Annotated in this window: 20 protein-coding genes; 10 read left to right on the top strand and 10 right to left on the bottom strand. The window is 73.4% G+C overall.

Going from position 1 to position 26,051, the window contains the following annotated elements; all coding sequences use genetic code 11:
* Position 1: 1 nt before the first annotated feature.
* Together tuf and ACBJ32_RS08015 are read right to left on the bottom strand one after the other, a co-directional pair.
* The gene (tuf, locus tag ACBJ32_RS08020) at positions 2–1,177 is read right to left on the bottom strand and encodes an elongation factor Tu (protein WP_375126169.1); all 1,176 of its coding nucleotides are present in this window, start codon (positions 1,175–1,177) and stop codon (positions 2–4) included.
* Positions 1,178–1,400: 223 nt separating this feature from the next.
* Entirely contained in the window at positions 1,401–2,696 is a 1,296-nt protein-coding gene (locus ACBJ32_RS08015; RefSeq protein ID WP_375126168.1) for a UDP-glucose dehydrogenase family protein, read from the bottom strand.
* A 204-nt stretch (positions 2,697–2,900) separates the two neighbouring features.
* Here ACBJ32_RS08015 and ACBJ32_RS08010 point away from each other — a divergent pair, with 204 nt between their 5' ends.
* Positions 2,901–4,778: a S9 family peptidase gene (locus tag ACBJ32_RS08010; protein ID WP_375126167.1), complete on the top strand. Its 1,878-nt coding sequence runs from the start codon at positions 2,901–2,903 to the stop codon at positions 4,776–4,778.
* Here the strand turns inward: ACBJ32_RS08010 and menC are convergent.
* From menC to ACBJ32_RS07985, 5 genes are all read right to left on the bottom strand, one after another.
* Positions 4,768–5,868: an o-succinylbenzoate synthase gene (gene menC, locus ACBJ32_RS08005; RefSeq protein ID WP_375126166.1), complete on the bottom strand. Its 1,101-nt coding sequence runs from the start codon at positions 5,866–5,868 to the stop codon at positions 4,768–4,770. The two genes, ACBJ32_RS08010 and menC, sit on opposite strands and share 11 nt — an antisense overlap.
* Positions 5,865–6,632: a GNAT family N-acetyltransferase gene (locus tag ACBJ32_RS08000; RefSeq protein ID WP_375126165.1), complete on the bottom strand. Its 768-nt coding sequence runs from the start codon at positions 6,630–6,632 to the stop codon at positions 5,865–5,867. Before ACBJ32_RS08000 ends, menC begins: the two co-directional genes overlap by 4 nt.
* A 116-nt stretch (positions 6,633–6,748) precedes the next feature.
* A complete protein-coding gene (locus tag ACBJ32_RS07995; RefSeq protein ID WP_375126164.1) occupies positions 6,749–7,300 on the bottom strand; it encodes an acyclic terpene utilization AtuA family protein in 552 nt (183 codons plus the stop codon).
* Between the two features lie 89 nt (positions 7,301–7,389).
* A complete protein-coding gene (locus tag ACBJ32_RS07990; RefSeq protein ID WP_375126163.1) occupies positions 7,390–8,970 on the bottom strand; it encodes a Na+/H+ antiporter in 1,581 nt (526 codons plus the stop codon).
* A 79-nt stretch (positions 8,971–9,049) separates the two neighbouring features.
* The gene (locus ACBJ32_RS07985) at positions 9,050–11,797 is read right to left on the bottom strand and encodes an AAA family ATPase (protein WP_375126162.1); all 2,748 of its coding nucleotides are present in this window, start codon (positions 11,795–11,797) and stop codon (positions 9,050–9,052) included.
* 164 nt (positions 11,798–11,961) lie between these two features.
* Here ACBJ32_RS07985 and ACBJ32_RS07980 point away from each other — a divergent pair, with 164 nt between their 5' ends.
* From ACBJ32_RS07980 to ACBJ32_RS07965, 4 genes are all read left to right on the top strand, one after another.
* Complete coding sequence (locus ACBJ32_RS07980) at positions 11,962–12,102, top strand: hypothetical protein (protein ID WP_375126161.1); 141 nt, start codon at positions 11,962–11,964, stop codon at positions 12,100–12,102.
* 354 nt (positions 12,103–12,456) lie between these two features.
* A complete protein-coding gene (locus ACBJ32_RS07975) occupies positions 12,457–13,224 on the top strand; it encodes a hypothetical protein (RefSeq protein ID WP_357882752.1) in 768 nt (255 codons plus the stop codon).
* 2 nt (positions 13,225–13,226) lie between these two features.
* Positions 13,227–13,925, top strand: coding sequence for a hypothetical protein (locus ACBJ32_RS07970; protein ID WP_375126160.1), 699 nt, complete (start codon positions 13,227–13,229; stop codon positions 13,923–13,925).
* 69 nt (positions 13,926–13,994) lie between these two features.
* Positions 13,995–14,777, top strand: coding sequence for a phosphotransferase enzyme family protein (locus ACBJ32_RS07965; protein ID WP_375126159.1), 783 nt, complete (start codon positions 13,995–13,997; stop codon positions 14,775–14,777).
* Here the strand turns inward: ACBJ32_RS07965 and ACBJ32_RS07960 are convergent.
* The 3 genes from ACBJ32_RS07960 to ACBJ32_RS07950 form a co-directional block, all read right to left on the bottom strand.
* Positions 14,746–15,648 (bottom strand): carbohydrate ABC transporter permease, encoded by a 903-nt coding sequence (locus ACBJ32_RS07960; RefSeq protein WP_357882743.1) that lies wholly within the window; start codon positions 15,646–15,648, stop codon positions 14,746–14,748. The two genes, ACBJ32_RS07965 and ACBJ32_RS07960, sit on opposite strands and share 32 nt — an antisense overlap.
* A gap of 3 nt (positions 15,649–15,651) precedes the next feature.
* Positions 15,652–16,497: a sugar ABC transporter permease gene (locus ACBJ32_RS07955; protein ID WP_357883343.1), complete on the bottom strand. Its 846-nt coding sequence runs from the start codon at positions 16,495–16,497 to the stop codon at positions 15,652–15,654.
* A 62-nt stretch (positions 16,498–16,559) separates the two neighbouring features.
* Positions 16,560–17,882: an extracellular solute-binding protein gene (locus tag ACBJ32_RS07950; RefSeq protein WP_375126158.1), complete on the bottom strand. Its 1,323-nt coding sequence runs from the start codon at positions 17,880–17,882 to the stop codon at positions 16,560–16,562.
* Positions 17,883–18,293: 411 nt separating this feature from the next.
* Between ACBJ32_RS07950 and ACBJ32_RS07945 the strand changes: the two genes are divergently transcribed.
* From ACBJ32_RS07945 to ACBJ32_RS07925, 5 genes are all read left to right on the top strand, one after another.
* Positions 18,294–20,828 (top strand): glycoside hydrolase family 3 N-terminal domain-containing protein, encoded by a 2,535-nt coding sequence (locus tag ACBJ32_RS07945; RefSeq protein WP_375126157.1) that lies wholly within the window; start codon positions 18,294–18,296, stop codon positions 20,826–20,828.
* The gene (locus ACBJ32_RS07940) at positions 20,812–21,834 is read left to right on the top strand and encodes a LacI family DNA-binding transcriptional regulator (RefSeq protein ID WP_375126156.1); all 1,023 of its coding nucleotides are present in this window, start codon (positions 20,812–20,814) and stop codon (positions 21,832–21,834) included. The genes ACBJ32_RS07945 and ACBJ32_RS07940 overlap by 17 nt, the downstream gene beginning before the upstream one ends.
* 81 nt (positions 21,835–21,915) lie before the next feature.
* Positions 21,916–22,974 (top strand): FAD-dependent oxidoreductase, encoded by a 1,059-nt coding sequence (locus tag ACBJ32_RS07935; protein ID WP_375126155.1) that lies wholly within the window; start codon positions 21,916–21,918, stop codon positions 22,972–22,974.
* Positions 22,975–23,137: 163 nt separating this feature from the next.
* The gene (locus tag ACBJ32_RS07930; protein WP_375126154.1) at positions 23,138–24,859 is read left to right on the top strand and encodes a protein kinase; all 1,722 of its coding nucleotides are present in this window, start codon (positions 23,138–23,140) and stop codon (positions 24,857–24,859) included.
* A 92-nt stretch (positions 24,860–24,951) separates the two neighbouring features.
* Positions 24,952–25,968, top strand: coding sequence for a coiled-coil domain-containing protein (locus tag ACBJ32_RS07925; RefSeq protein WP_375126153.1), 1,017 nt, complete (start codon positions 24,952–24,954; stop codon positions 25,966–25,968).
* The last annotated feature ends 83 nt before the right edge of the window (positions 25,969–26,051 follow it).

Below are 26,051 nucleotides of genomic sequence, written 5' to 3'. Positions count from 1 at the left end.
GTCAGGCGTCCGGGACGGCGAGGACCGTGCCCGCGCCGACCGTGAGGCCGCCCTCGCGGATGGCGAAGCCGAGCCCCGGCTCGACCGCCACCGCCTTGCCCAGCTCGACCGTCACCTCCACGGTCTCCCCCGGCAGGGCACCGGAGCCGTCAGGCAGGACGAGCTCGCCCGGCACGTCCGTCGTCCGCAGGTAGAACTGCGGCCGGTACCCCGACGTGACGGGCCGCCGCCGCCCGCCCTCCTCCGGCGTCAGGAGGTAGACGCGGGCGGTGAACCGGCCACGGGCGTGCTGGGTGCCGGGCGCCGCCAGCACCATGCCCCGCCGCACCTGCTCGCGGCGCACCCCCCGCAGCAGCACGGCGGCGTTGTCGCCGGCCTCGCCCCGCTCCATCGTCTTGCCGAACGTCTCCACGCCCGTCACGACGGCGGAGAACCCGTCACCGAAGCCGACCACCTCGACCGTGTCGCCGATCCGCACCGTGCCCCGCTCGATGGCCCCGGTGACGACCGTGCCGCGGCCGGTGACCGTCAGCACGTTCTCGACCGGCATCAGGAACGGCGCGTCCACGTACCGCACCGGCACGGGGATGTGCGAGTCCACCGCGTCGAGCAGCGCCTCGACCGACGCCGTCCAGACCGGGTCGCCCTCCAGCGCCCGCAGCCCGGACACCCGGACCATCGGGACGCCCTGGTAGCCGTGCTCGGCGAGCAGGTCCTGCAGCTCCAGCTCGACCAGGTCGGTCAGCTCCGGGTCGGCGCCGTCGGCCTTGTTGACGGCCACGACCAGGTGCTCGACGCCGACCCGCTTGGCGAGCAGCACGTGCTCCCTGGTCTGCGGCATGATCCCGTCGTGCGCGGACACGACGAGGATCGCGCCGTCGAGCTGCGCCGCCCCCGTGATCATGTTCTTCACGTAGTCGGCGTGCCCCGGCATGTCCACGTGCGCGTAGTGGCGGGTCGCGGTCTCGTACTCGACGTGCGAGATGTTGATCGTGATCCCCCTGGACGCCTCCTCCGGCGTCCGGTCGATCCGCTCGAACGGCGTGTACGTGGCCTGCCCGCGCTGCGCCAGCACCTTGGTGATGGCGGCGGTCAGCGTGGTCTTGCCGTGGTCGACGTGCCCCATCGTGCCGATGTTGAGATGCGGCTTGTTCCGTACGTAGGCCTGCTTGGCCATGGGTTCCCTTTCCCAGAACCTGGATCCTCGGTGACCCGTCAGGGTCGGCAACCTCCCCCCGCCGGGTCACTCCGGAACTAACGGGAAGAGGTCAGCGCTCCAGGCCGTCGCACGCGAACGAGCCCGGCAGCGATGCTGCGGGGGTCGCGAGGCGCGCGTACGGGAACATGAGGAACATAGTGCGGGCATCAGCACCGCACCGCAACGGATTATTCCGCGGGGGCTACGGCCTTCCGACGCCCATGTACGTGTAGCCGAGCGCGCGCATCCCCGCCGGGTCCAGCAGGTTGCGGCCGTCGAAGAGCACCGGCCGCCGCATGGCCGCGGCCGTCTGCGCCCAGTCGACCTCCTTGAGCTGCGGCCACTCGGTCACCACGACCGCCGCGTCGGCGCCCGCCATGGCCTCCTCCGGGGTCGCGTGCCGGGTCGTCGAGATCCACGGCTCCACCTCGCCCGGCCGGGCCATCGGGTCCCAGCAGCGCACCTCGGCGCCCTCGGCCAGCAGCCGGGAGGCCAGCACCGTGCTGGTCGCCTCGCGCATGTCGTCGGTGCCCGGCTTGAACGTCAGCCCGAGCAGCGCCACCCGCATGCCCGCCAGCGTGCCCAGCTCGTCCTTCAGCTTCTGGATCGCCCGGCGCTTCTGCAGGTTGTTGACCTCGATCACGGCCGAAAGGAGCTGCAGGTGGTAGCCGGTGTTGCTGGCGAGCTGGCGCAGCGCCTCGGAGTCCTTCGGGAAGCAGGAGCCGCCCCAGCCGATGCCGGGCCGCAGGAAGTGGGGGCCGAGGCGGTGGTCGAGGCCGACGGCGCGGGCCACCTCCTCGACGTCCGCGCCGGTCTTCTCGCACAGCGTGGCGATCTCGTTGATGAAGCTGATCTTCGTGGCGAGCAGCGCGTTGGAGGCGAGCTTGACCATCTCGGCCGAGCGCACGTCCATCACCACGACCGGGCCTTCCACGCCGTGGTGCAGGTCGGCGATGAGCTGCGCGGTGGCCTCGTCGCCCGCGCCGATGACGATGCGGTCGGGGCGCATGAAGTCGGCGACCGCGCGGCCCTCGGCGGTGAACTCCGGGTTGGCGGCGTAGCCGACGTGGGCCAGGCCCGCCGCGTCGAGCGCGGCCCGCACCCGGGCGCCGGTGCCGACCGGCACGGTCGACTTGACCACCACGGCCTTCAGGTGCGTGGCACCCTCCAGCGACTTCACCACCGACCAGATCCGGGACAGGTCCGCGTCGCCGGAGGCCGAGGGCGGCGTGTCCACGCACACGTAAGCGATCTCGGCGCCGTCGAGCGTCTCGGCGAGATCCAGCGTGAAGGTCAGCCGCTCCTTGTTCCTGACGATCATGTCGCCGAGGCCCGGCTCGTAGATCGGCACGTCGCCGGAGCGAAGCAGGGCGACCTTGTCGGGGTCGATGTCCCGGACCACCACCCGGTGCCCCAGCTCGGCGAGGCAGGCACCGGTCACCAGACCGATGTACCCGGCACCGAACACGGCCACCTGCCGTTCCGGCTTGCCAACCATCGTTGACCATCCAATCTCGCGAACGCCGCGACAGGCGGGCCCGCTGCTCGGGAAGTGAGGTGCCGAAACCGGCGGAGGATCATCACACCTTAACGTCCTCCCCCACATTGTCCTCGACCCGGTTGGCGGGTGGCACAACGCGGGGCCCCGCCGTTCGTCGGGCAGACCGAAGCAGAGCGGGCGATGATGCCCTACCGTGCGGATATGTCACGTATCGGTCTCGACGACATCCATCGTTTCGCCGTGCCCTCCGACCCGGCGCTGCGCCCCGACGGCGGCGCGGTCGCGTACACGCTCACCACCGCAGACCCGGAGGCCGACGAGAACCACACGGAGATCTGGCTCGCCGCCCCGGAGGCCGAGCCGCGCCGCCTGGCCCGGGGCAGCGCGCCCCGGTGGTCGCCCGACGGGCGCACGCTGGCGTTCCTGCGGCCGGTGGACGGCAAGGCGCAGCTCCACCTGCTGCCCATGGACGGCGGCGAGCCGTACGCGCTGACGCGGGCCCCGCTCGGCGCCGGGCCCGCGCGCTGGTCGCCGGACGGGACCCGGATCGCCTACGCGGGACCGGCCGGCCCGGAACCCGACCCGGACGCGCCCGTCGTCACCGACCGGCTGGACTACAAGGCCGACGGGGCCGGGCTGCTGCGCGGGATCACCACGCACCTGTTCGTGGTCGACGTCGCCTCGGGGGAGAGCACCCAGGTCACCGACGGCGACTTCCACGCGGGCGAGCCCTCCTGGTCGCCGGACGGGACGCGGCTGGCGTTCGCGGCCGACCTGGACGCCGACCGCGACCTGCGGCCGGGCGGCGCCGCCTGGACCGTGCGGGTCTCCGGCGGCCGGCCCGAGCGGCTGACCGGCCCCGAACTTCTCTGCGGCGGCGTGTGGTGGCTCGGCGAGCGGCTGATCACCGCCGCGCTGAAGGGCGGCCCCGTCGGGCACGTCCGCCTCTACGAGCTGGGCCCCGGCGGGGCGGCCGAGATCGAGACCGGCCTCGACCGCAACGTGATGACCGGCCACCCCGGCTACCCCGGCGCCTCCCCGGCGCTGCTCGGCGACGACCTCGTGTTCTGCGCGCGCGACGGCGGCTGCACGCACCTCTACCGCATCCCCGGCGGCGAGCTCGCCACCAAGATCGTGCCCGAGGAGGTCAGCGTCGCCGGGGCGAGCACCGCGGCCGGCCGCATCGCGTACGTGGCCGCCACCCCGCACAGCGCCGGCGAGATCTACCTGCTGGAACCCGGCGAGCCGGAGGCGCGGCGGCTCACCGCCCACGCGCCCGGCGACGCCGACCTGTACGTGCCGGAACGCCGCACGTTCACCGCCCCCGACGGCACCGTCGTCGAGGGCTTCGTCTGGCGCGACGGGAACGCCGCCACCCCCGGGCCGCTCCTGCTCGACATCCACGGCGGCCCGCACAACGCCTGGGCCCCCGTGCTCGACGGCTTCCGCGTCTACCGCCAGATCCTGGCCGCCCGCGGCTGGACCGTGCTGGCGATCAACCCGCGCGCCAGCGACGGCTACGGCGAGGCGTTCTACACCGCCGCCGTCGGCGCCTGGGGCCTGGCCGACACTCAGGACTTCCTCGCCGCCGTGGACGCCCTGGTCGCCGAGGGGATCGCCGACCCCGAGCGGCTGGCGGTCACCGGCTACAGCTACGGCGGCTACATGACGTGCTGGCTGACCGGCACGACGGACCGGTTCAAGGCGGCCGTGGCCGGTGGCGCCGTCACCGACCTGACCAGCATGAGCGGCACGTCCGACATGGGGCTCGCGCTCAAGGAGCACGAGTGCCCCGGCGACCTGGCCGCCCAGTCGCCGCTCACCCACGTGGGCCGGGTCGCCGCGCCCACCCTCCTCCTGCACGGCGAGAGCGACGACCGCTGCCCCATCGGCCAGTCCGAGCAGTGGTTCGCCGCGCTGCGCGAGCGGCGGGTGCCCGTGACGCTCGTGCGCTACCCCGGGGCCAGCCACCTGTTCCAGGGCGGCGGCCGGCCCTCGCACCGCTACGACTACAACGAGAGGATGATCGCGTGGCTGGAGCGGTGGGTCAGCGGCGCTTCGCCCGGGCTCAGAGGGTGATCCACTCCGTGGACGTCGTCACCTCGTCCAGCACCGACGGGATGGGCTCCACCCCGAGCCCCGGCCCCGTGGGCACCTCCAGATGGCCGTCCACCAGCTCGAACGGCTCGGTCACGTCGGTGGCGAAGTAGCGGCGCGAGCCGGAGGTGTCGCCGGGCAGGGTGAAGCCGGGCAGCGCGGCCAGCGCCACGTTCGCCGCCCGGCCGAGGCCCGTCTCCAGCATGCCGCCGCACCACACGGCCACGCCGTTGGCCCGGCACAGGTCGTGGATGCGCCGCGCCTCCAGGTAACCGCCGATCCGGCCCGGCTTGATGTTGATGATCGAGCAGGAGCCGAGCGCGATCGCGGCGGCGGCGTGCTCGGCCGACTCGATCGACTCGTCCAGGCAGATCGGCGTCCTGAGCCGCTGCGCCAGCCTGGCGTGCTGGACCAGGTCGTCGTTGGCCAGGGGCTGCTCGATCAGCAGCAGGTCGAACGCGTCCAGCCTGGCCAGGCGGGGGGCGTCCGCCAGCGAGTAGGCGGCGTTCGCGTCCACCTGGAGCAGCACGTCGTCGCCGAACCGCTCGCGCACGGCACGGACCGGCTCGACGTCCCAGCCGGGCTCGATCTTCAGCTTGATCCGCACGTACCCCTCGTCCAGGTAGCCCGCGACGGCGTCGAGGAGCTGCGGGACCGAGTCCATGATGCCGACCGACACCCCGCACGGCACCCGCGTCCTGGCCGCGCCGAGGAAGTGGCCGAACGACTCGCCCGCCGCTCTGAGCTGCGCGTCGAGCACCGCCGTCTCCAGCGCCGCCTTGGCCATGCGGTGGCCCTTGACCGGCTCCAGGGCGCGGGCGACGTCGTTCGCGCCGAGGTTCTTCGGCAGCGCGGGCAGCAGGAAGCGGCGGATCACCTCGGCGGCGCCGTCCACGTACTCGGCCGAGTAGAGCGGCTCGGACATGGCCACGCACTCGCCCCAGCCCTCCGCGTCGGGCGTCACGACCCGCACCAGCAGGACGTCCCGGGCGGTCTCGGTGCCGAACGAGGTGCGGAACGGCGCCACCAGCGGCATCGCGATCCGCCGTAGCTCAACTCCAGTGATCTTCACGCTTTCTCCACTACGTAGTACCGCTTCCCGGAGAACCCCGTGACCGCGTGGCCCTCCGCCATCAGACCCCCGAGCACCTCGCGTACGGCGTGCCGCCACGCCTTGCCCGCGCCCGGGTCGGCCTGGCGCAGCCCCTCGATGTCCTCGGGGACCGCGACCAGCACCCTGCGATCGGCGCCGCCCACCGGCGCGGCCACCGGCCGTCCGCCCTCGTCGGCCAGCGCCACCACCGCGTCCCCCGGGCCGGGCTGATCGTACGGCTCCCGCCGTGCCGGCGTCTCCACGTGCGGCGCGGTCAGCGGCCACGAGGCGAGCAGCCGGTCCGACTCGTCGCCCTGGTTGATCGCGTCGTCCAGGATCCCGTAGAAGCACGGCAGGTACTCCACCGGCCTGGCGCCCAGCTTGGCCAGGTTGAAGTGCGCGTTGCGGCGCACCAGGGGGTCGTAGGTCCAGGTGATGCGCTCCAGCCCGCGCTCCAGGGCCCAGCGGCGCTGGTGCAGCTTGAGGTCGAGGCCGACGCCGCGCCGGGTCGCGCCCGTGACGTGCGAGTGCAGCGTGCGGTCCGCCGCGAGGAAGCCCACCGAGCCGCCGACGAGCACGTCGCCGTCGAACGCGCCCGCGACGTAGCCGCCCGCGTGCGACAGCGCCCGCATCAGCTCGATCGTGATGGGCGGCGCGCCGGGGCCGAAATGCCAGATGTCGTCGAACAGCGCGTCGACGCGTTCGAGCTCCACCATCTCGTGGAGTTCCCTGACCTCGATCAACGATCCACCCTTCCGTCACGATCCCCTGCGACGGTATGCCATCGCGGGGGCGTGCGGTTCGTCGTGGACCACCAACAGGGCGCGCCCTTTTCGTCGCGCCGCCCAACCGCGCCGGATCAGTGGGCGGCGGCCAGGGCGATGCGGATCCGGCTGGGCGCCTCCTGGCTCAGCCGCACCGACTCCAGCGGGACCGTGACCTCGGGCGTGCGGTAGCGGCCGCCCGCGAAGCGATCGGCCAGGTCGGCGCGGACCGCCGCCGCCGTCACGTCGCCGTCGAGCGAGCTGCGCCCGTCGCGCCAGATCTCCACCATGCACGGGCCCGGCTGCGCCGCCAGCGCCAGCCCGGCCACGGTCGCCCCCGCCAGGGCTCCCCGGTCGCGGCGCGTCCAGCCGTAGTGCCAGATGCCCGCCGCCACCACCGGCGCGGCCGGGCAGCCGCCCGGCGCGGTGCGGACCACGTCCATGCCCTGCACCAGCAGCTCGGCGATCTCCTCCGCGCTCCGCGCGATCAGCTCGCCGACCTGGAGGCCGGGGAGGTGCGGCGCGGGGCCGGGCGTGCCGTAGATGAGCTTGACGCCCGTCCCGAGAGGGCCGGGGCCGCCGTCGTGCCAGCCGCAGGCGATGACATCGACCGACTCGGGCGACCTCCACGTGCCGATACGCAGCATGTCTATTGACTACCCTTTGCCGCGAACCGTCACACACCGTTACACGCTTGAGGCTTCCGGGGTTGTGCCGTGAAGCATTGACAGGCCGATCACCGCAGGCTCCTGGCATCGAGCTGCCGCAGCACCCGCGACACCACCACCGGGTCCGCGCCCGGGTCGCGCCGCGCCTCCAGCACCACCTGCCTGGCGGCCGACATCATCTCGGCCTGCACCCGCCGCATCAGCCTGACCCGCCGCGCCCGCTGCTCGTACGCCTCCCGCCGCTCCTCGTCGGCCACCTCCGGGCTGATCCGCAGCCCGATGTCCAGCATCCGCCTGCTCAGCACCTCGACGACGTCCTCCGGCAGCTCCTCGGCCTCGTCGATCTCCCGCAGCCGCCGCCTGGCCGCCTTGGCGGCGGCGATGGCCAGCCGCTTCTCCAGCTCCCGCTCGGCCGCGGTGTCGGCCTTGACCCCGAGCCGCGTCACCAGCCACGGCAGCGTCAGCCCCTGCGCGATCAGCGTCGTCAGGATGACGGCGAACGCCACGAACACGATGACCGGACGCTCGGGGAACGGCGTGCCGTCCTCCGTCCGCAGCGGCATGGCCAGCGCGAGCGCCACCGACGCCACCCCGCGCATGCCCGCCCACCACATGACCACGGTCTCGCGCCAGCTCAGCGGGATCTCGGTGTCGTCGCCGCGGCCCACCCGCTTCGCCAGCCACGCGGCCGGCAGCAGCCACAGCAGCCGGACGAGCACCACGACCCCGACCACGACGGCGCTCCAGCCGAGCAGGGTCCCGAGCCGGCCGTGCACGGTGCCGAGCACGGCATGCAGCTCCAGCCCGATCAGCCCGAACGCGACCCCCGTCACGAGCGTGTCCACGACCTGCCAGAACGTCGTCGAGGCGAACCTGCCGAACACGTCGTCGGCCTCGAACATGCGGTCGCTCAGGTAGAACGCGCTGGTCAGCACCGCCAGCACCCCGGAGCCGTGCCACTCGTCGGCCAGCGCGTACGCCGCGAACGGCACCAGCAGCGACAGCCCCACCTGCAGCGTCGCGTCGCCCAGCAGCGCCATCAGCCGCCCGCCCAGCCAGCCCAGCGCCAGCCCCACCAGCACGGCCACCACGGCCGACAGCACGAACTCGGCCAGCGCCCCCGGCCAGGAGAACGTGCCCGTCACCGCGGCCGCGACCGCCACGTGGTAGAGCACGATCGCGGTCACATCGTTGAACAATCCCTCGCCTTCGAGCAGCGACACCAGGCGCCGGGGCAGCCCCAGCCGGCCCGCCACCGCCGTGGCCGCGACCGGGTCCGGCGGCGCCACCAGCGCGCCCAGCGCCACGGCCGCCGCCAGCGGCAGCCCCGGCACGAGCGCGTGCGCCGCCCCCGCCACGGCCGCCGTCGTCACGAACACCAGCGCCACGGCCAGCAGGAAGATCGGCTGCCAGTTGGCCGCGAACTGCCGCCACGACGTGCGCTGCACGGCCGCGTACAGCAGCGGCGGCAGCAGCAGGGGCAGCACGATGCCCGGCGGGACGTCCACGTCCGGGACGAAGGGCAGGACGGCCAGCAGGATGCCCAGCAGCGTCATCAGCACCGGCGACGGCAGGCCCAGCCGCTCGCCCAGCGGGACCGTGACCAGGGCGCCCAGCAACACCAGCATGAGCAGCACGAACTGGTCCACGACACCCCCAGACGATCGCCGGCACCCGCGTGACCGAGCTCACTCGTCATAACCGCGGGCAGGAGGCCGGAAACCCCGGTCAGCCGCCGCCCGCCTGGATCTTCGTGGTGAGCGCCACCCGCGAGCTGACGCCCAGTTTCGCGAACGCGTTCCCCAGGTGGTACTCGATCGTCTTCACGCTCAGCACCAGCTCCCTGGCCACCTGCCTGTTCGTCATCCCGGTCGCCACCAGGCGCGCCACGGCCTGCTCCTGGGGCGTCAGCCGCAGCAGCGGCGCGGCCCCCGGCTCCGCCCGCAGCAGCCCGCACGCGCTCAGCTCCCGCTCGCACCGGTCCATGTACGGCAGCGCGCCCAGCCGGGCGAACAGCGCCAGCCCCAGGTCGAGCTGCGTCTGCGCCTGCCTGCGCCGGCCCAGCCTGCGCAGGAACCGCCCGTACGCCAGCCGCAGCCGCGCCTCGTCGAACGGCAGCCCCGCCACCCCCGCCTGCGCCAGACCGGCGATGAAGGCGGCCTCGGCCGGGTCGTTCTCGCGCCGGGCCGCGTGCAGGGCGCCCCGGCAGCGGGCCGCCGCCGCCAGCGCCGAACGCCTGCCGCGCCGCCCGGCCAGCCGCTCCATCCCGGCGAGCTGCACCTCGGCCCGGTCCAGCTCGCCCAGCGCCACCAGGGCGTCCACCAGCAGGTCCAGCCATTGCACGATGCCGGGCTCGTAGACGACGTCGTGCACCTTCACCGCCAGCAGCGGATCCAGCGCCTCCACGGTGCGGGCGTGGTCGCCGCGCGCGGCGGCCAGGTGGGCGGCGGCGCTGCACGCGTACGCCAGCGAGGCCACCGCGTCCACGCTCGCGCCCCTGCTGGCCGACAGGGCCGCCGCCACGTGCGCCTGCGCCGCCGGCCAGTCGCCGCGGGCGGACGGCACCAGCGCGGCCAGCGCGTGGCAGACCGGCGAGAGCCATCGCTGGTCGGCGTCGTCGGCCACGGAGGCCGCGGTCTCGGCGTGCAGGCCCGCGTCGTCCCAGCGGCCCGCCCGGTACTCGGCCTGCCCCAGCATCGCCATGGCCAGCATGCGGAAGGGCACCGAGCGCTCGCCGCACGCCGCGACCGCGCCCGACAGGTCGGCCAGCCCGCCCGGCAGGTCGTCGCTGCACGTGCGCAGCACCCCGCGGCCGAGCAGCGCGTCCAGCTCGGCGATCGACGCCGACGAGGGCGAGGGCAGGCCGGTCGTGGCGGCCAGGGCGGCGTCGATCTGGCCGGAGACGCCCAGCCCGGCCAGCAGCGTGTACCGGTTGTAGTCGATGCTGAAGCGGTGGCCGGGGGAGTTCCTGGCGCACTCCGCCCAGCGGGCCGCCTGCCTGCCCTCCGCCTTGACCAGGCAGAGCAGCGCGAGCTGCTGCGCCGCCCGCGCGGCCAGCCCCGACTCGGGCGCGCCCGCGCGTTCCCAGGCGGTGACGAGGTGCGCGCGTGCCTCCTCGACCTGGCCGCGCACCATCGCCAGGTGCCCCAGCGCGTAGCCGCGCACCGCCGGATGGGCCCGCTCCGGCAGGCTCGCCGTCAGCCGGGCCGCCTCCTCCACCCGCCCGTCGAGCAGCAGCGCCTCCACCGCCTCCGCGGCCAGCGGAGCCGGATCGCCGGACAGCTCCGCCGCCGCCTTCAGGTGCGCGGCCGCGCTGCCGAACGCGCCCAGCCGTACCTGGGCCCGGCCCAGCTCCGCCAGCTCGGCCGCCAGCTCCGGGCTCGGACCGGCCACCGCCTCGATGCGGTGCCGCAGCCGCGCCTGCTCGCCCTCCGCCGCCAGCGCGGCCCGCGCGTGCAGCGCCGAGCGGTGCGCCGGGCCGAGGTCGCGGTAGACGGCCGCGCGGTCCAGCGGATGCGCGAACGCCGCCACCGGGCCGCGCGGGGAGGAGCGTTCCAGCAGCACCCCCTCGCGCACCGCCTCCTCCAGCGCCTGCAACGGCCGCTCCACCCCCGCCACCCCCGCCGCCAGGTGCAGCGGGCACGACAGGCCGAGCACGCTCACCGCGCTGACCAGCTCCCGCACGGGCGGCGCGCACCTGGTCACCTTGCCCAGCACCAGCAGCCCGTACGAGCGCGGCGCCGGCAGCGGCTGCCCCAGGTCGTCCAGCGCCGCCGCCGGCACCTCCTCCAGCAGCGCGCGCAGGTGCAGCGGCACGCCCTCGGTGTGCGCGACCAGCCGCGCCAGCCCGCGCTGCGACACCGGCCCCGCGCCCAGCCCGCCGGCCATCGCCCCCACCTCGGGCGCGCGCAGCCCGGACAGCCGCAACCTGCGCGTCGTGCCCGCGGTGACCAGCCGCAGCAGCCCCTCGGGGCCCGCCAGCGCAGCCGCGTCACGCAGCATCAGCACCGCCAGCACCCGGTCCACCCGCAACCTGCGCAGGCAGAACGTCAGCGCCCGCAACGTCGGCTCGTCCGCCCAGTGCACGTCGTCCACGATCAGGCAGAGCGGCTCGCTGCGCGGCCGCTCGCTCACCACGTCCAGCAGCGCCGCCCCGACCGCCAGCGGGTCGGGCAACCGGGCGCGATCGTCCAGCCCCAGCCCGGCCAGCCGCGGCGGCAGCCCGTGCGGCGCGCAGAACAGCCTCGTCAGCGTCCCGTACGGGAGCAGCTGCTCGCCCTCGTCCCCATCGGTGAACAGCACGTCCGCCGGCCCGCACGTCTCCAGGAACCGGCGGACCAGGCTCGTCTTCCCGATCCCCGCGGGCCCCTCCACCACCACGAGCCTGGGCAGCCCGGCACGGGCACGCCCGAGCTCCTCTCCCAGGCACCGGAGCTCGTGATCTCTCCCGACGAACATCGCGATCGGCTCAGCCATGGCGGCCTCCGCATCCTGGGTATCCCACGTTCGCGCGCCACGGCGGCCCCCTCAAGTAAGACTTGCGTGTCCGCGTGTCCAGAACCCGCGCGAAAATCAGGGGTTATCCCCAGGTGCCCTCCCGGGGCTCGCGTTCCTAGGCTCGCGGTGAGCCGGGAGGCCTGATGCGGTTCATCGTCGATCTGGAGTACGGCGCGGACGGGGTCCACGGGCTGGTGACGCGGGAGGACGGCGACCGGCCCGAGCCCTTCCACGGATGGCTGGACCTGCTGCGCGTGCTAGAAGCGCCCACACTCCAGGGGTAATCCCTGGGGCGGTCCCTGAAGCGCCGCGAGCGGGAAAGCCCGAACATGTGAGGCGTCCCCCTTCGGGAGGGGCGCAGGTGAAGACCTTCCGGCCGTTCGCGGAGGGACGGCCAAGGTCTTCGCCGCGCAAGGGAGGTGCCCGCCGGCCACCGTGGAGCGGCTGCCACGCCGGTGATCGGACCGGTGCTCGCACGCCCGCACGCGCCCGCGGCGGCGGCTCCCCGGCAGTCCGCCGCGGGCCCGTTCACGGCCGTGGTGCTTGCCCGGGACTTTACCTTTCAGGGCCTCACGCCATCATTGCGCTGTGTGATAGTAATGTGACACTGCGTATCCGAAGATATCCGGGAGATCTTCATGGTGGCGTACATCCTCTCGATCCTGGCGGCGGTGGGCGCGGTGGCGCTCACCGCGTTGCTGTTCAGGCGGGTGAAGACGGCCGGCGAGGACCGCGACCCCAACGGTCCGTCGGCCGCGCACGCCGGCGCGATGTTGTCGGCCATGTTCCTGCTCGTGTTCGCCATCGCGATCATCGTCCCCTGGACCACGGCCGACGCCGCCAGGCTCAACACCCACGCCGAGAGCCAGGCCTCGGTGGACGCCTACTGGGCCGCCTCGGGGCTGCCCGGGTCCGCGCCGGAGGAGGTGCGCAGGTCGCTGCGTGACTACGTCGCCTTCGTGGTGAAGGACGAGTGGCCGCTCATGGCCGGCGGGCACATGCATCCCGTCGGCGACGAGCGCATGGACGACCTGCGCGGGCGGGTCAACGCGCTCCAGCCGCGCGACGACGAGGAGGAGGACGCCAAGGCGACCGTGCTGGAGCACGTCAGCGCCATCTCCACGGCACGCGCGCAGCGGACCGCCGACGCCGGCGCCAGGCCGCCCGACGGGCTGCTGATCCTGACGGTACTCACCGGGGTGCTGGTCGTCGTCTTCCCGTTCCTGGCCGGGGCCAGGCCGCGCGGGCTGGCCATGCTGCCGCTGGTGGCGACGGCGGCGCTGATCGGGTTCGGCACCTACCTGACGTGGGACATCTCCCGCGCCTTCGACGGGCCGCTGGCCGTCGGGCCGGAGGCGTTCCGGGGGGCGCTGGAGGAGTTCGCGCGGATCAGCGGGGGGATGTGACCGTGGGCGTCAGGCGCGCGCCCCTCCTGCTCGCCGCCACCCTCGCCCTGGCCGCCGCGGCAGGACCGGCGGCGGCCGCCCTCGAACCACGCACCGTCCTTGAAGCGCGGGCCGGCCTGGCGCCGGTGAACGAGCGGGGGGCGGCTGCACGATCTGTGCCGATGGCGGGGCGGGTGCCGTCGCCGCGGCCGGTGCCGAAGATCGCCAGGGTGCCCTCGCCGCGGCCGGTGCCCCGCGTGTCCGTACGCAGGCCCGCGCCGCCCAAGAGGGTCACCGTCGGGCCGACCGTGAAGGTGCCGCGGGTGCTCACGCGGCGATCGCCCGACCCCAAGGTGTCGGTCTCCATGCCGCGCGGGAAGCGGCGGGCGGCGCCCGAGGTGACGGTGCCGCAGGTGACGATCTTCCCCGACGGCGTGTGCGCGGGCGGGGTCGTGCTGGGGGACTGCCCGCGCGACCGGCCACGGGCGGCGGCGCCCAGGGCCGTCGCCCCGCCCGTGGTGCCGGTCCGCGTGCTGCCGCCGCCCACGCCGACCCCGACCCCGACCCGCACCCCGAGCCCCACACCCTCGGCCCGGCGGCACGTCCGGCAGGCCGAGCCGCCCGGCCGCCGGCGCAACCCGATGAACACCGTCCTGCTCACCGTCGTGCTGGTGACGGCGATCACCTCCACGACCGCCGTGGCGTTCCGGGCGCGCCGGTGAATCCGGGATAAATGGGGAGCGGAGTCCGAAGGCCTCATGGCACACTGACCCGGCGATCGAGGAGGTGCGGTGCCCGAGGAAGAGGTGCTCACGGGTGGCGGCGTCAACCACGTGGTCCGGGCCGGTGACACCGTACGCCGGCCGTCGGGCCCCTGGACCCCGGCCGTGCACGCGCTGCTGCGGCACCTGGCGGCCCGCGGGTTCACCGGCGCGCCGAGGAGCCACGGCATCGACGAGCGGGGGCGGGAGATCCTCGACTTCGTGCCGGGCCGGACCGCCGACTACCCGCTGCCCGGCTGGGTGCGCACGGACGAGGCGCTGGTCGCCGTGGCCCGGCTGCTGCGCGACTACCACGACGCCACGGCGGGGCTCTCCCACGAGGGCGCCTGGTACTTCCCGCCGGTCGAACCGGCCGAGGTGATCTGTCACGGGGACGTGGCCCCGTACAACTGCGTGTTCAGGCAGGGCGGGCCGGTCGCGTTCATCGACTTCGACACGGCGCACCCGGGGCCGCGCGTCTGGGACGTGGCGTACGCGGCCTACCGGTTCGTGCCGCTGCACCATCCGGGCGACGGCGACGGGATCCCGGTGGCGGAGCAGGCGCGCCGGCTACGGCTGTTCGCCGACGCGTACGAGCTCGACGAGGCCGGCAGGCAGGCGCTGGTGGAGACCGCGATCAAGCGCCTGGAACATCTGGTGGGCTTCATGCGCGAACGCGCCGCCGCGGGCGACGCGGCCTTCGCCGGCCACGTCGCCCGCGGGGACGACCGCTTCTACGAGCTGAACATCGAGCACCTGCGCCGGCACGAGAGCGCTCTCACTACTTGCCGAAGCCCGCGGTCAGACCGCTGAGGAGCTGGCGGCGGCCGACCACGTACAGGATGAGGATGGGCAGCGTGGTCAGCACGACCGAGGCCAGCACGGCGGGCACGTTGATGCTGTACTCCTCCTGGAAGGACCACAGTGCCAGCGGCAGCGTGCGCTTGTCCGGGGTCTGGGTGAGCACCAGCGGCAGCAGGAAACCGTTCCAGATGTGCAGCGCGTTGTAGATCGTCACGGTCACCACGGCCGGGCGGACCAGCGGGAACGCCAGCCGCCAGAGCATCCCGCGCTCGGTCGCGCCGTCGATCCGCATCGACTCGAACAGCTCCTTCGGCACGTCCCTGATGAAGTTCGACAGGACCAGCACCGACAGGGGGATCGCGAACGCGATCGACGGCAGGATCATCGCCATCAGCGAGTCGTACAGGCCGAGCTGGATGATGATCAGGTAGACCGGGATGATCGTGGCCTGCAGCGGGATGGCCAGCCCCATGAGGAACAGCGAGTTCGTCCAGCGCAGCAGCCTGCTCCTGCCGCCGCGCACGATCGCGTACGCCGCCATGAAGCTGACCCCCACGGCCGGCACCACGGCGCCGATCGTGACGATGACGCTGTTGATGAAGTACTGCACGAAGTCCGACTCGATGACCAGCCGGTAGTTCGCCAGCGTCGGCTCCGACGGCGGGGCGAACGGGTTCTCCAGGTAGTACCTCGACTGGGACTTGAAGCTCGTGATGACGATCCAGTAGATCGGCACGATCACGACCACCAGCCACAGGAGGCTGGTCAGCCCGGCCAGGTAATTGGGGCGCTCCTTGCCGCGCGAGATGACGCGGCGGTGGCGCGGGTCGGCCTTGGCGGTGCCGAGGTGCTCCGGGGCCCTGGTGGGGACGGTCGTCATGCGTCAGGCCCCTTCTAGCTGGCTGTGGCTGGAGTCGCGGCCGCCGAGCCTGCGCAGCAGCAGTGACAGGGCGAGGCCGACGAGAACGAGGATGATCGCGATCACGCTGGCCGGGCCCATGAGGTTGGCCATGAAGCCGCGCTTGTACATGTCGACCGCGAGCACCCGGGTGGCGTCGCCGGGGCCGCCCGCCGTCAGCACGAAGATCAGGTCGAAGAGCGTCAGCGACCCGACCACCATCAGCGTCGAGGACGTGATGACCGTGTACTTGAGCTGCGGCAGCGTGATGCTGAAGAACCTGCGCACCCGGCCCGCGCCGTCCAGCTCCGCGGCCTCGTACATCGAGCGCGGGATCTGGCGGATGGCGCCCTGGTAGATCAGCGAATGGAAGGGGATGTACTGCCACGACACCACGAAGATCACCACGCTGAAGGCGAGCACCGGGTCACCCAGCCAGTCCTGGATCAGGATGTCGATCCCCAGGCCCGCGCCCAGCCCGAAGTTCGGGTCGAGCAGCGCCTTGTACGTGATCGCCAGGGCGGCCGAGCTGAGCAGCAGCGGGACGAAGAACACCACCGACAGGACCGCCCGGTACCGCTGGTGCCCGGCCAGGAACGCGCCCATCAGGATGCTCGCCGGCGTCTGGACCAGCCATGACACGGCCATGATGAGGAACGTGATCCACAGCGCGTGCGGCAGGCTGGGGTCGCTCAGGATCGAGGCCCAGTTGCTGAGGCCGGCGGCGCTCATCGCCCCGAGCCCGTCCCAGTGCACGAAGCTCAGCGCGAGCACTCCGACCAGCGGGACCACGGCGAAACCGAGGAAGAACACCAGCGCCGGGACGGTCATCCACGTGAGGGAGCCGCCACGGCCCGCCCGGGAGGCGGGCCTGGCGGCTGTCGTGACCGCGCTCACTTGCCGATGACCGCGTTCATGTTCGTGGCGAACTCCTGCGGCGAGATCGACAGCTGGAACAGCTTGGAGATGTTGTCCAGCAGCACCTCGGCGGCCGTCGGGCTGAGCGCCTGGTCCCACGACTGGGCGAAGGACTTGGCGTTGACGGCGATGTTGTAGACGAAGGTCAGGAAGTCCTTGTCCTTGGAGGTGGCGAACTGCGCGTCCGCGCCCTTGAGGATCGGGACGGCGCCGGTCCCCACCCACTCCTTGATCGACGTGTCGTCGATCAGCGCGCCGGAGAAGAACTTCTTGGCGATCTCCTTCTGCTCGGGCGTGGCCTTGGAGGAGATGGACATGTACTGGCCGGGGTTGCCGACCGTGTTGCCGGGGTCGCCCTTGCCGCCGTCGATCGGCGGGAAGTTCATGTAACCGAGGTTGCCGCCGGAGACGAAGTCGCCGCCGTCGGTGGACATGCTGCCGTACGTCCAGCCGCCGTGCAGCATCATCGCGGCCTTGCCGGTGTACAGCAGCGCCTGGTCGGCGTTGGAGTCGGCGGTGATCGAGGAGAAGCCCTTGACGAACCCGTCGGCCTTGACCAGCTTCTGCACCTCGCCCAGGGCCTGGATCGCGAGCGGGTTGTTCCAGGCGTCCTTCTCGCCGTCGAAGACGGCCTGGAAGACCTCGGGGCCGCCGAGGCGGTCGAAGAGGAACTCCAGCCACATCATGTTCGTCCAGCGGGACTGGCCGCCGAGGGAGAACGGCGCGATGCCCTTGGCGTTGAACTTGGGCACCAGGTCCAGGATGTCGCCCCACGTCTGGGGCGGCTGGGCGCCGATCTTGTCGAAGGCCCGCTTGTCGTAGTACAGGACGATGGGCTGCAGGGTCTCGCACGGCATCGCGTAGATCTTGCCGTCGATCGTGGCCGCGCCGAAGGCCGAGGGGAACACCTTGTCCTTCACGGCGGGGTTCTGGTCGAACCACGAGGTCAGGTCCTCGACCTGGCCCGCCTGCACGTAACTGCGCAGCGTGCCGCCGCCCCAGCCCCAGATCAGGGTGGGCGCCTGGCCGGCGCCGATGGCAGTCTTGATCTTCGTCTTGAACGCGTCGTTCTGGAAGGTCGTGCCCTGGATCGTGGCATTGGGGTTGGCCTTGTTGTGCCGCTCCATGGTCCTGGTGCGCACGCCCTCCTGGGGCTGCGTCGACAGGTACCAGTAGGTGGCACTGTTGCCGCCGCCGCCACCGCCGGTGGTGGCGTTGCCGCCCCCGCCACCGGCGCCGGTCTGGGTGGGTCCTGTGCCGCCGCAGGCGGCGAGTGCTGCTCCTAGGGGGACACCCATGGAGACGAGGCTGAGGAAATTGCGGCGAGAGGTTGTCCTGGACTCCACGCTGATCTCCGTACTTGTATGCCGCGGGCTGGGGTTCGCGGCTCGTTGATCACTGCATGCGATGGCCGGCGGCCGTGGATCGGCATCGTCGCGATGCCACTTTCCACTCCTCCTAAAGTCAGCTCATCGAAACATTTTCGACATGACCGCGGGGTTCGCCAATCTAGGTTTCGGCAATAAAGGTGTCAAGACCTTGTCGATCAGGAAACCACTGGATTTCCTGGAGCCCACGTGTAAGGTAACTTCGCGCCTGCCTTCACCAGGTCCGCGGCACGGTGGAAGGCCCGCGCGGAGGTCGCCCATCGGTGTCGAAACATTTCGAAAACTTACGGCAGGACAGCACCTCTTTAAGGAGCGCAGTAGATGACGGCTCTTGATCGGACCCCGACGGCGGAGCGGGCAGTCCGCCCGTGGCAGGACCCGGCGCTCGCCGTGGCCGACCGAGTCGAAGCCCTCCTTGCGGAGATGACCCTGGAGGAGAAGATCGGCCAGCTCGGCAGCCGGTGGCTCGGCAACGACATGAGCCACGACGCGTCCGAGCCTGAGCCCGGCGCCGAGCCGCTGAACGTGGCGCCGATGCAGGACGTGTTCGCCGCCTCGGGGACCGTGCCGCTGGAGGAGGCCGTCCGCCACGGGCTCGGGCACCTGACCCGCGTGCACGGCAGCGCCCCCGTCACCCCGGCCGAGGGTGCGGCCGAGGTGGTCCGCCAGCAGCGCGCCGTCGTCGCGGCGTCCAGGCTCGGCATCCCCGCGATCGTGCACGAGGAGTGCCTGACCGGCTTCACCGCCTACGGCGCCACCGTCTACCCGGCGGCCATCGCCTGGGCCGCCACGTTCGACCCCGGGCTGGTCGAGCGGATGGCCGCCGCGATCGGCCGCGACATGCGGGCCGTGGGCGTCCACCAGGGGCTGTCTCCCGTGCTGGACGTGGTGCGCGACTACCGGTGGGGGCGGGTCGAGGAGACCATGGGCGAGGACCCGTACCTCGTCGCCACGCTCGGTGCCGCCTACGTGCGCGGGCTGGAGAGCGCCGGGGTCATCGCCACGCTCAAGCACTTCGCCGGCTACTCCGCCTCGCGCGCCGCGCGCAACCACGGCCCCGTGCCGATGGGCAGGCGCGAGCTGATGGACATGATCCTGCCGCCCTTCGAGACCGCCATCGCGCTGGGCGGGGCCCGCTCGGTGATGAACTCCTACGCCGACGTGGACGGCGTCCCGGCGGGGGCCGACCCGTGGCTGCTGACCGAGGTGCTGCGCGAGGAGTGGGGGTTCACCGGGACCGTCGTCTCCGACTACTGGGCCGTGCCGTTCCTGGCCACCATGCACCTGATCGCCGCCGGCGCGGAGGAGGCCGGCGTGCTGGCGCTCGGCGCCGGCATCGACGTCGAGCTGCCCGACACGCTCGGGTTCGGGCAGCACCTGGCCGAGCGGGTGCGGCGCGGCGAGCTCCCCGAGGCCCTGGTGGACCGGGCGGCACGCCGCCTGCTCACCCAGAAGGCGCAGCTCGGGCTGCTCGACCCCGGCTGGACGCCGGAGGGCTCGGTCGCCGGAGCCGGGACCGTGGACCTCGACTCGCCCGCCAACCGGGCCCTGGCCAGGGAGCTGGCCGAGCGGTCGATCATCCTGCTGGACGCCGGGAGCGTGCTCCCCCTGCTCGGCGAGGACGCCGGTGCCGGTGCGGACGCCGGTGCGGGAGGAGGCGCTGGCGCAGGCGCGGGCGTGGAGACGAGCGCGAGCGCGCGCGCCGGAGCGAGTGCGAGCGCGGGTGGGGAGCGCACGCCGCCGCGCCGCGTGGCCGTGGTCGGGCCCGCCGCGCACGACGCGCGCACGTTCATGGGCTGTTACGCCTTCCCCAACCACGTGCTGCCCCGCCACCCCGGCCTCGGCCTCGGCATCGAGGCGCCCACCGTGCTCGACGCGCTCACCGCCGAGCTGCCCGGAGCGGAGATCCGCTACGCCAAGGGCTGCGAGGTCCGGGGCGAGGACCGCTCGGGCTTCGCCGGCGCGGTGGCCGCCGCCCGCGACGCGGACGTGTGCGTGGCCGTGGTGGGCGACCTGGCGGGCCTGTTCGGCCAGGGCACGTCGGGGGAGGGCTGCGACGCCGACGACCTGCGGCTGCCCGGCGTGCAGGCCGACCTGCTCGCCGAGCTGGCCGCCACCGGCACGCCGCTGGTCGTGGTCGTCGTCTCGGGCCGGCCGTACGCGCTCGGCGAGGCGCACGCCCACGCCGCCGCGCTGGTCCAGGCGTTCATGCCGGGCGAGGAGGGCGGCGCCGCCATCGCCGGTGTGCTGTCCGGCCGCATCCAGCCCGTGGGCCGGCTGCCCGTGCAGATCCCGCGCGGCCCCGGCGGCCAGCCCGGCACCTACCTGCAACCCCCGCTGGGCACCGACAGCCACGGCATCAGCAACCTCGACCCGACGCCGCTGTTCCCCTTCGGGTACGGCGCCTCCTACACCACCTTCGAGGTCACGGACCTGCGCCTGAGCCACGAGGAGGTGCCCACGGACGGCGAGTTCACGGCGACGGTCACCGTCCGCAACACCGGCGGCCGGGCCGGGGAGGAGGTCGTCCAGCTCTACCTGCACGACGTCCTCGCCCAGGTCACCAGGCCGGTGCGGCAGCTCACCGGCTACGCGAGGGTGCGGCTGGAGCCGGGCGAGAGCGCCGAGGTGCGCTTCCACGTGCACGCCGACCGCACCGCCTTCACCGGCCGCGACCTGCGCCGCGTCGTCGAGCCCGGCGACGTCGAGGTGCTGGCCGGCACGTCCGCGGCGGACCTGCCGTGCCGCGGCGTCGTACGATTGACCGGCCCGTCCAGGCACGTCGGCCACGACCGGCGGCTCGTCACCCCCGCCGAGGTGCGGGGGCGAGGGGGTGCGGATGCCATCCAGTCCTAGACGCGCCACGCTGGCCACGGTCGCGGCCTCGGCCGGGGTGTCGGTCGCGACCGTCTCCAAGGTGCTCAACGGCCGCAGCGACGTCTCGCCCGCCACCCGCTCGCTCGTGCAGTCGCTGCTGCAGCAGCACGACTACGTCGCGCCGGCCCCGCGCCGCGAGCCGCCCGGCCTGGCCACGGTCGAGCTGCAGTTCGACGCCGACCTGAACGCGTACTCCACCGAGATCATCCAGGGCGCGGTGGCCGCCGGCGCGGAGGCCGGAGTCGGGATCGTCGTCAGCATCAGGAGCGGGGCCGCCCGCACCACCGCCTGGGCCCGCGGGCTCGTCGCGGCCGGCCGGCGCGCGCTGATCGCCGTCACCGGGGAGCTCACCTCCGGGCAACCGGCGGCGCTGGCCAGGGCGCGGCTGCCGCTCGTCCTCATCGACCCGCTCAACCTGCCGCGCGCCCGGGTCACCAGCATCGGCTCCACCAACTTCGCCGGCGGCCTGGCCGCCACCCAGCACCTGCTCTCGCTCGGGCACCGGCGCATCGCCTACATCGGCGGGCCGGCCACCGCGGGCTGCAACCAGGCGCGGCTGCACGGTTACCGCGCGGCCATGGAGTCGGAGGGGGCGCCGGTGCTGCCCGGGTTCGTGCGCTCGGGGCACTTCCGCTACCACGACGGGATGACCGGCGGGGCGGCGGTGCTCGACCTGCCGCACGCCCCGACGGCCATCTTCGCCGGCTGCGACGAGGTGGCCGTGGGGATCATGGAGGCCGCCCGGGCGCGTGGGCTGCGCATTCCCGAGGACCTGAGCATCGTGGGGTTCGACGACACGCAGATCGCCCAGCTCACCTCGCCGCCGCTGACGACCGTCCGGCAGCCGCTGCGGGAGATGGGCGGGGTCGCCCTGCGCACGGCGCTGCGGCTGGCGGCCGGGGAGAGGGTCGACTCCCACCACGTGGAGCTGGCCACGGAGCTGGTCGTCCGCGGCTCCACCGCCCCGGTCCCGCGCCGCGCCTGAGCCTGGCGGCCGGGCGTCACCGGGATCGCGCGCCGCCACCAGGCGGGAAGACGCGGCGGCCGATCACGGTTGCAGCCTGTCGTGGAGCACAGCGAGGTCGTGGTCATCGGCGCTGGGCAGGCGGGGCTGTCGAGCGCGTACTTCCTGCGCCGGTACGGCATCGAGCCGGTCGTGCTGGACGCCGGCCGGAGCGCCGGAGGGGCCTGGCGGCACCGGTCGCCCACGCTGACGATGGCCAAGGTGCACGGCGTCTTCGACCTGCCGGGCGTGCCGCAGCAGGAGGGCGACGGGGACGGCGGGCGGCCCGCCGCCGAGGTGGTGCCCGCCTACTACGCCGCCTACGAGAGCACGACCGGCCTGCGCGTGGTCCGCCCCGTCCGGGTGACGGCCGTCCGGGAAGGGCCGCGGGGCCGCCTGGCGATCGAGACGGACGCGGGGGAGTGGGCGGCCGACGCCGTGGTCAACGCGACCGGCACCTGGACCCGGCCGTACTGGCCGTACTACCCCGGTGCCGCCCGCTTCGCGGGCCGGCAGCTGCACTACGCGGGATACCGGGGGCCGGCGGGGTTCGCCGGCCATCGCGTGGTCGTGGTGGGCGGCGGAGCGTCGGCGATGCACGTGCTGTCCGAGCTGGCCGGGGTGGCCGCCGCCACGGCGTGGGTCACCCGCAGGCCGCCCGTCTTCAGGGACGACGACTTCGGCCTGGAGGCGCGGCGCGAGGCCGTGGCCAGGGTGGAGTCCCGCGTGCGCGCGGGCCTGCCGCCGCAGAGCGTCGTCAGCGTGACCGGCCTCACCTACAGCGCGGTCGTCCGCGAGTCGATGGCGAAGGGCGTGCTGAACCGGCTGCCGATGTTCGACCGCATCGCGGAGGACGGCGTGTCGTGGGACGACGGCACGCACCTGCCCGCCGACACCATCGTCTGGGCGACCGGCTTCCGCGCGGCCCTCGACCACCTCGCCCCGCTGCGCCTGCGCGAGCCCGGGGGCGGCATCCGCGTGGACGGCACCCAGGTCGTCAAGGAGCCCCGCCTCCAGCTCGTCGGCTACGGCCCCACGGCCAGCACGATCGGCGCCAACCGGGCCGGACGCACGGCCGCCCGCAACGTGCGCGCCCTGCTGTCCGCCCGCCTCGCCGCCTGACGGGACCCGTGGTTCCTGGGAGGCGCAAACCTACTATCGGCGGTAGTAAAAATACCGATTGCGGTAGTGCGCCGGTGACTCGCGCGAAGGGCCTCGACACGGGCCGTGACGCCGGGGTAACGTCCTGACATAAGGATCTTTATCGGCTCAGGAGGTCCCCCTCATGGAGGTTCCCGGTTACACGGAGATCCGGGAACTCGGCCACGGTGGGACCGGCCGGGTGATGCTCGCCGTGCGCGAATCCGACGGCATGGCCGTCGCGATCAAGCACTTGTCCGACCCGTTACGCGAAGACGCCGCCTTCGTCGCCAGGTTCCGCTCCGAGGCCCTGGTCATCCGGGAGATCGACAGCCCGCACACCGCCCGCGTGCTGGACTACGTGGAGTCCGGCGACGACGCCGTCATCGTCATGGAGCTGGTGGAGGGCGTCACGCTGCGGCGGCTGCTGGAGCACGAGGGCGCGACCGGCGCGGAGGCCGCGCTCACCGTGCTGAAGGGGGCGCTGCTCGGCCTGGCCGAGGCGCACCGGCACGGCGTCGTGCACCGCGACTTCAAGCCCGAGAACGTCATGATCACCGAGGACGGCGACAGCAAGCTCGTCGACTTCGGCGTGGCCGCGCACGTCGGCGAGACCGCCGAGCTGTCGGGCACCCCCTCCTACATGGCGCCCGAGCAGTGGGACGACGCCCCCGCCGGGCCGCAGACCGACGTCTACGCCGCCGCCCTGGTCTTCTACGAGTGCCTGACCGGCCACCGCGCCTTCCACGCCGAGAACGTGGCCGCCCTGGCCTACCAGCACCAGCACGTGCCGCCCCCGATGGCCGACGTCGAGGAGCCGCTGCGCCCGCTGGTCGAGCACGGCCTGGCCAAGGACCCCGCGGACCGCCCCGAGTCGGCGGAGGCGTTCCTGGAGGAGCTGGAAGAGGCCGCGCGCGGCGCGTACGGGGAGGGCTGGGAGCTGCGCGGGCGGACCGCGCTCGGCCTCCTGACCCTGCCGCTGGCCGCGTTGCTGCCCAGGCCGCAGGCGGCCGCCGACGGGAGTGGCGCCACGAGCATGTTCCACAACGCGCTCTCGCCCGTGGGCAAGCTGGCGGTGACCGGCGGGCTGGTCATGGCGACCGCGGCGGCGGTGGTGTCGGCGTTCGCGATCCTGGGCGGCGGGCCCGGGCCGGAGAGCGGCACGGCGCTGCCGCCCGCCGCCTCCGCCCCGCCGTCTGCCGGGCCGTCCACCCTGCCGTCCGAGCTGCCGTCCGGCCTGCCGTCCACCGAGGCGCCGGGCTCGCCGTCGCCGGAGGAGACCCCGGCGGAGCCGGTCCCCACGTCGGGCGGGCCGATCGTGGTGACGCCGCCCATCACGTACGGCGGGCTGCCGACCTCCGCGCCCACCGGCGCAGGGCCGCCCCAGGGGACCGGGCAGCCCACCGGCGGGCCGACCACCCGGGAGCCCACCCGGGGGCCCACGCGCGAGCCGACCCGGGACCCGACGGGCCAGCCGACCAGGACCGGCGCGCCGGCGCCGAGCACCCGCCCGCCCGCCACCTCACCCCCGGACGACGACCCGCCCCGCAATCCTCCGGGCAACGGCGAGAACCCGCCCGCCACCACCCAGGCCCCCACGACCCGCGCCCCCGACCCGGAGCCCGCCCCCACCCGGCCGAAGGGACCGCTCGTCTCGCTCTCGATCAGCGTGTCGCTGGGCCTGCCGCTGCTCGGCGGCGACGGCGACGGGCTGGTGGACGCCGACGTCGGCCTGGGCGTCGGCTCCAGCCTGCTGGGCCTGATCGTGGTGCCGGGCTCGGTGCTGGTCGGCAGGCAGATCGTGGCCCGCAGAGTACGCAGAAGCCGTGAAGCGGAAATAGGAGAAGTTGCGCGCAGGGATGGGTGATCCTCTACTATCGTGCGTCGAATAGAGGGCGTTCCGCCGGCTTGATTAATTCATGACCGGAATCTGCCCTGCGGCTCGGGCTAAGGAGAAGCGTGGCGGTTGCGTCCTCCGCCGTCCGGTTGCACCCTGCCTGGGCCTCCGCCCCCGGGCTGCGCCGCGGCTGTGCCGTCGCGGCCACCGTGCTGCTGCTGCTCGCCGCCGCTCCGGCGCAGGCCGAGCCCAAGCCCACCGTCAAGCAGCTCAAGAAGGAGCTGGCGACGCTGCAGAAGGACTCGGACAAGCTCATCACCGAGTACTACAACAGCCGCATCGCCCACCAGAAGGCGGAGCGGGCCGAGAAGGCGGCCAAGGAGAAGCTGGCCGCCGCCCAGGAGGTCTACGACCGGCACTCCACCGAACTGCGCGCCATGGCCGTCGCCCGCTACGTCGGCGGAGACCCCGGCCCGATGGCCCTGCTCGCCGGCGGCCAGGACCCCGCCACGCTGCTCAGCCGGATGGCGCTGACCCAGCACGTGATCGACGAGGAAGAGGCCATGCTCCGCGGCTACGCCGAGGTCAGGGACGCCCGCGCGCGGGCCGAGGAGGAGGCCGCCGACCGCGCCGAGGAACTGGAGCGTACCGTCGGCGACCTGGAGGAGGGCAAGAAGAAGGCCGAGAAGCAGATCGAGAAGATCAAGGACAGGATCGACCAGCTCTACACGGCTCCCGGGATCCGGCGGCCCGACGGCACCTGGGTCCCGCAGCTGCCTCAGGGGCCCGACAACATCACGCCCCGGATGGCGCTGGTCAAGAAGCTCATCCAGGAGAGGTTCGAGGTGCCGTACGGGATCGGGTGCTACCGCGCGATCCAGGACGGCGGCGAGCACCCGCTCGGGCGGGCCTGCGACTTCATGCTGAGCCGGGGCGGCGCGTTCCCGTCGGTGGCCGAGCAGAAGCGCGGCGACGAGATCTCCGCCTGGGCGATCAAGAACGCCAAGCGGCTGGGGATCATGTACGTGATCTACCGGCAGCGCATCTGGCACGTCAGGACCGGCTCGTGGCGGACCATGTCCGACCGCGGCGGCGCGACGGCCAACCACTACGATCACCCGCACATCTCGGTCTACTAGCCCCGCTCCGCCTGACCAGCGGGTTTGCACCGCCTGATCGCGGGCACTCGCTGGGTGCGAGAAGGGGGGCCACTCGTGAGAAC

The organism is Nonomuraea sp. GTA35 (genome assembly GCF_041950525.1).
Classification (GTDB): Bacteria; Actinomycetota; Actinomycetes; order Streptosporangiales; family Streptosporangiaceae; genus Nonomuraea.
This window is presented reverse-complemented; position numbering and strand designations above follow the sequence as displayed.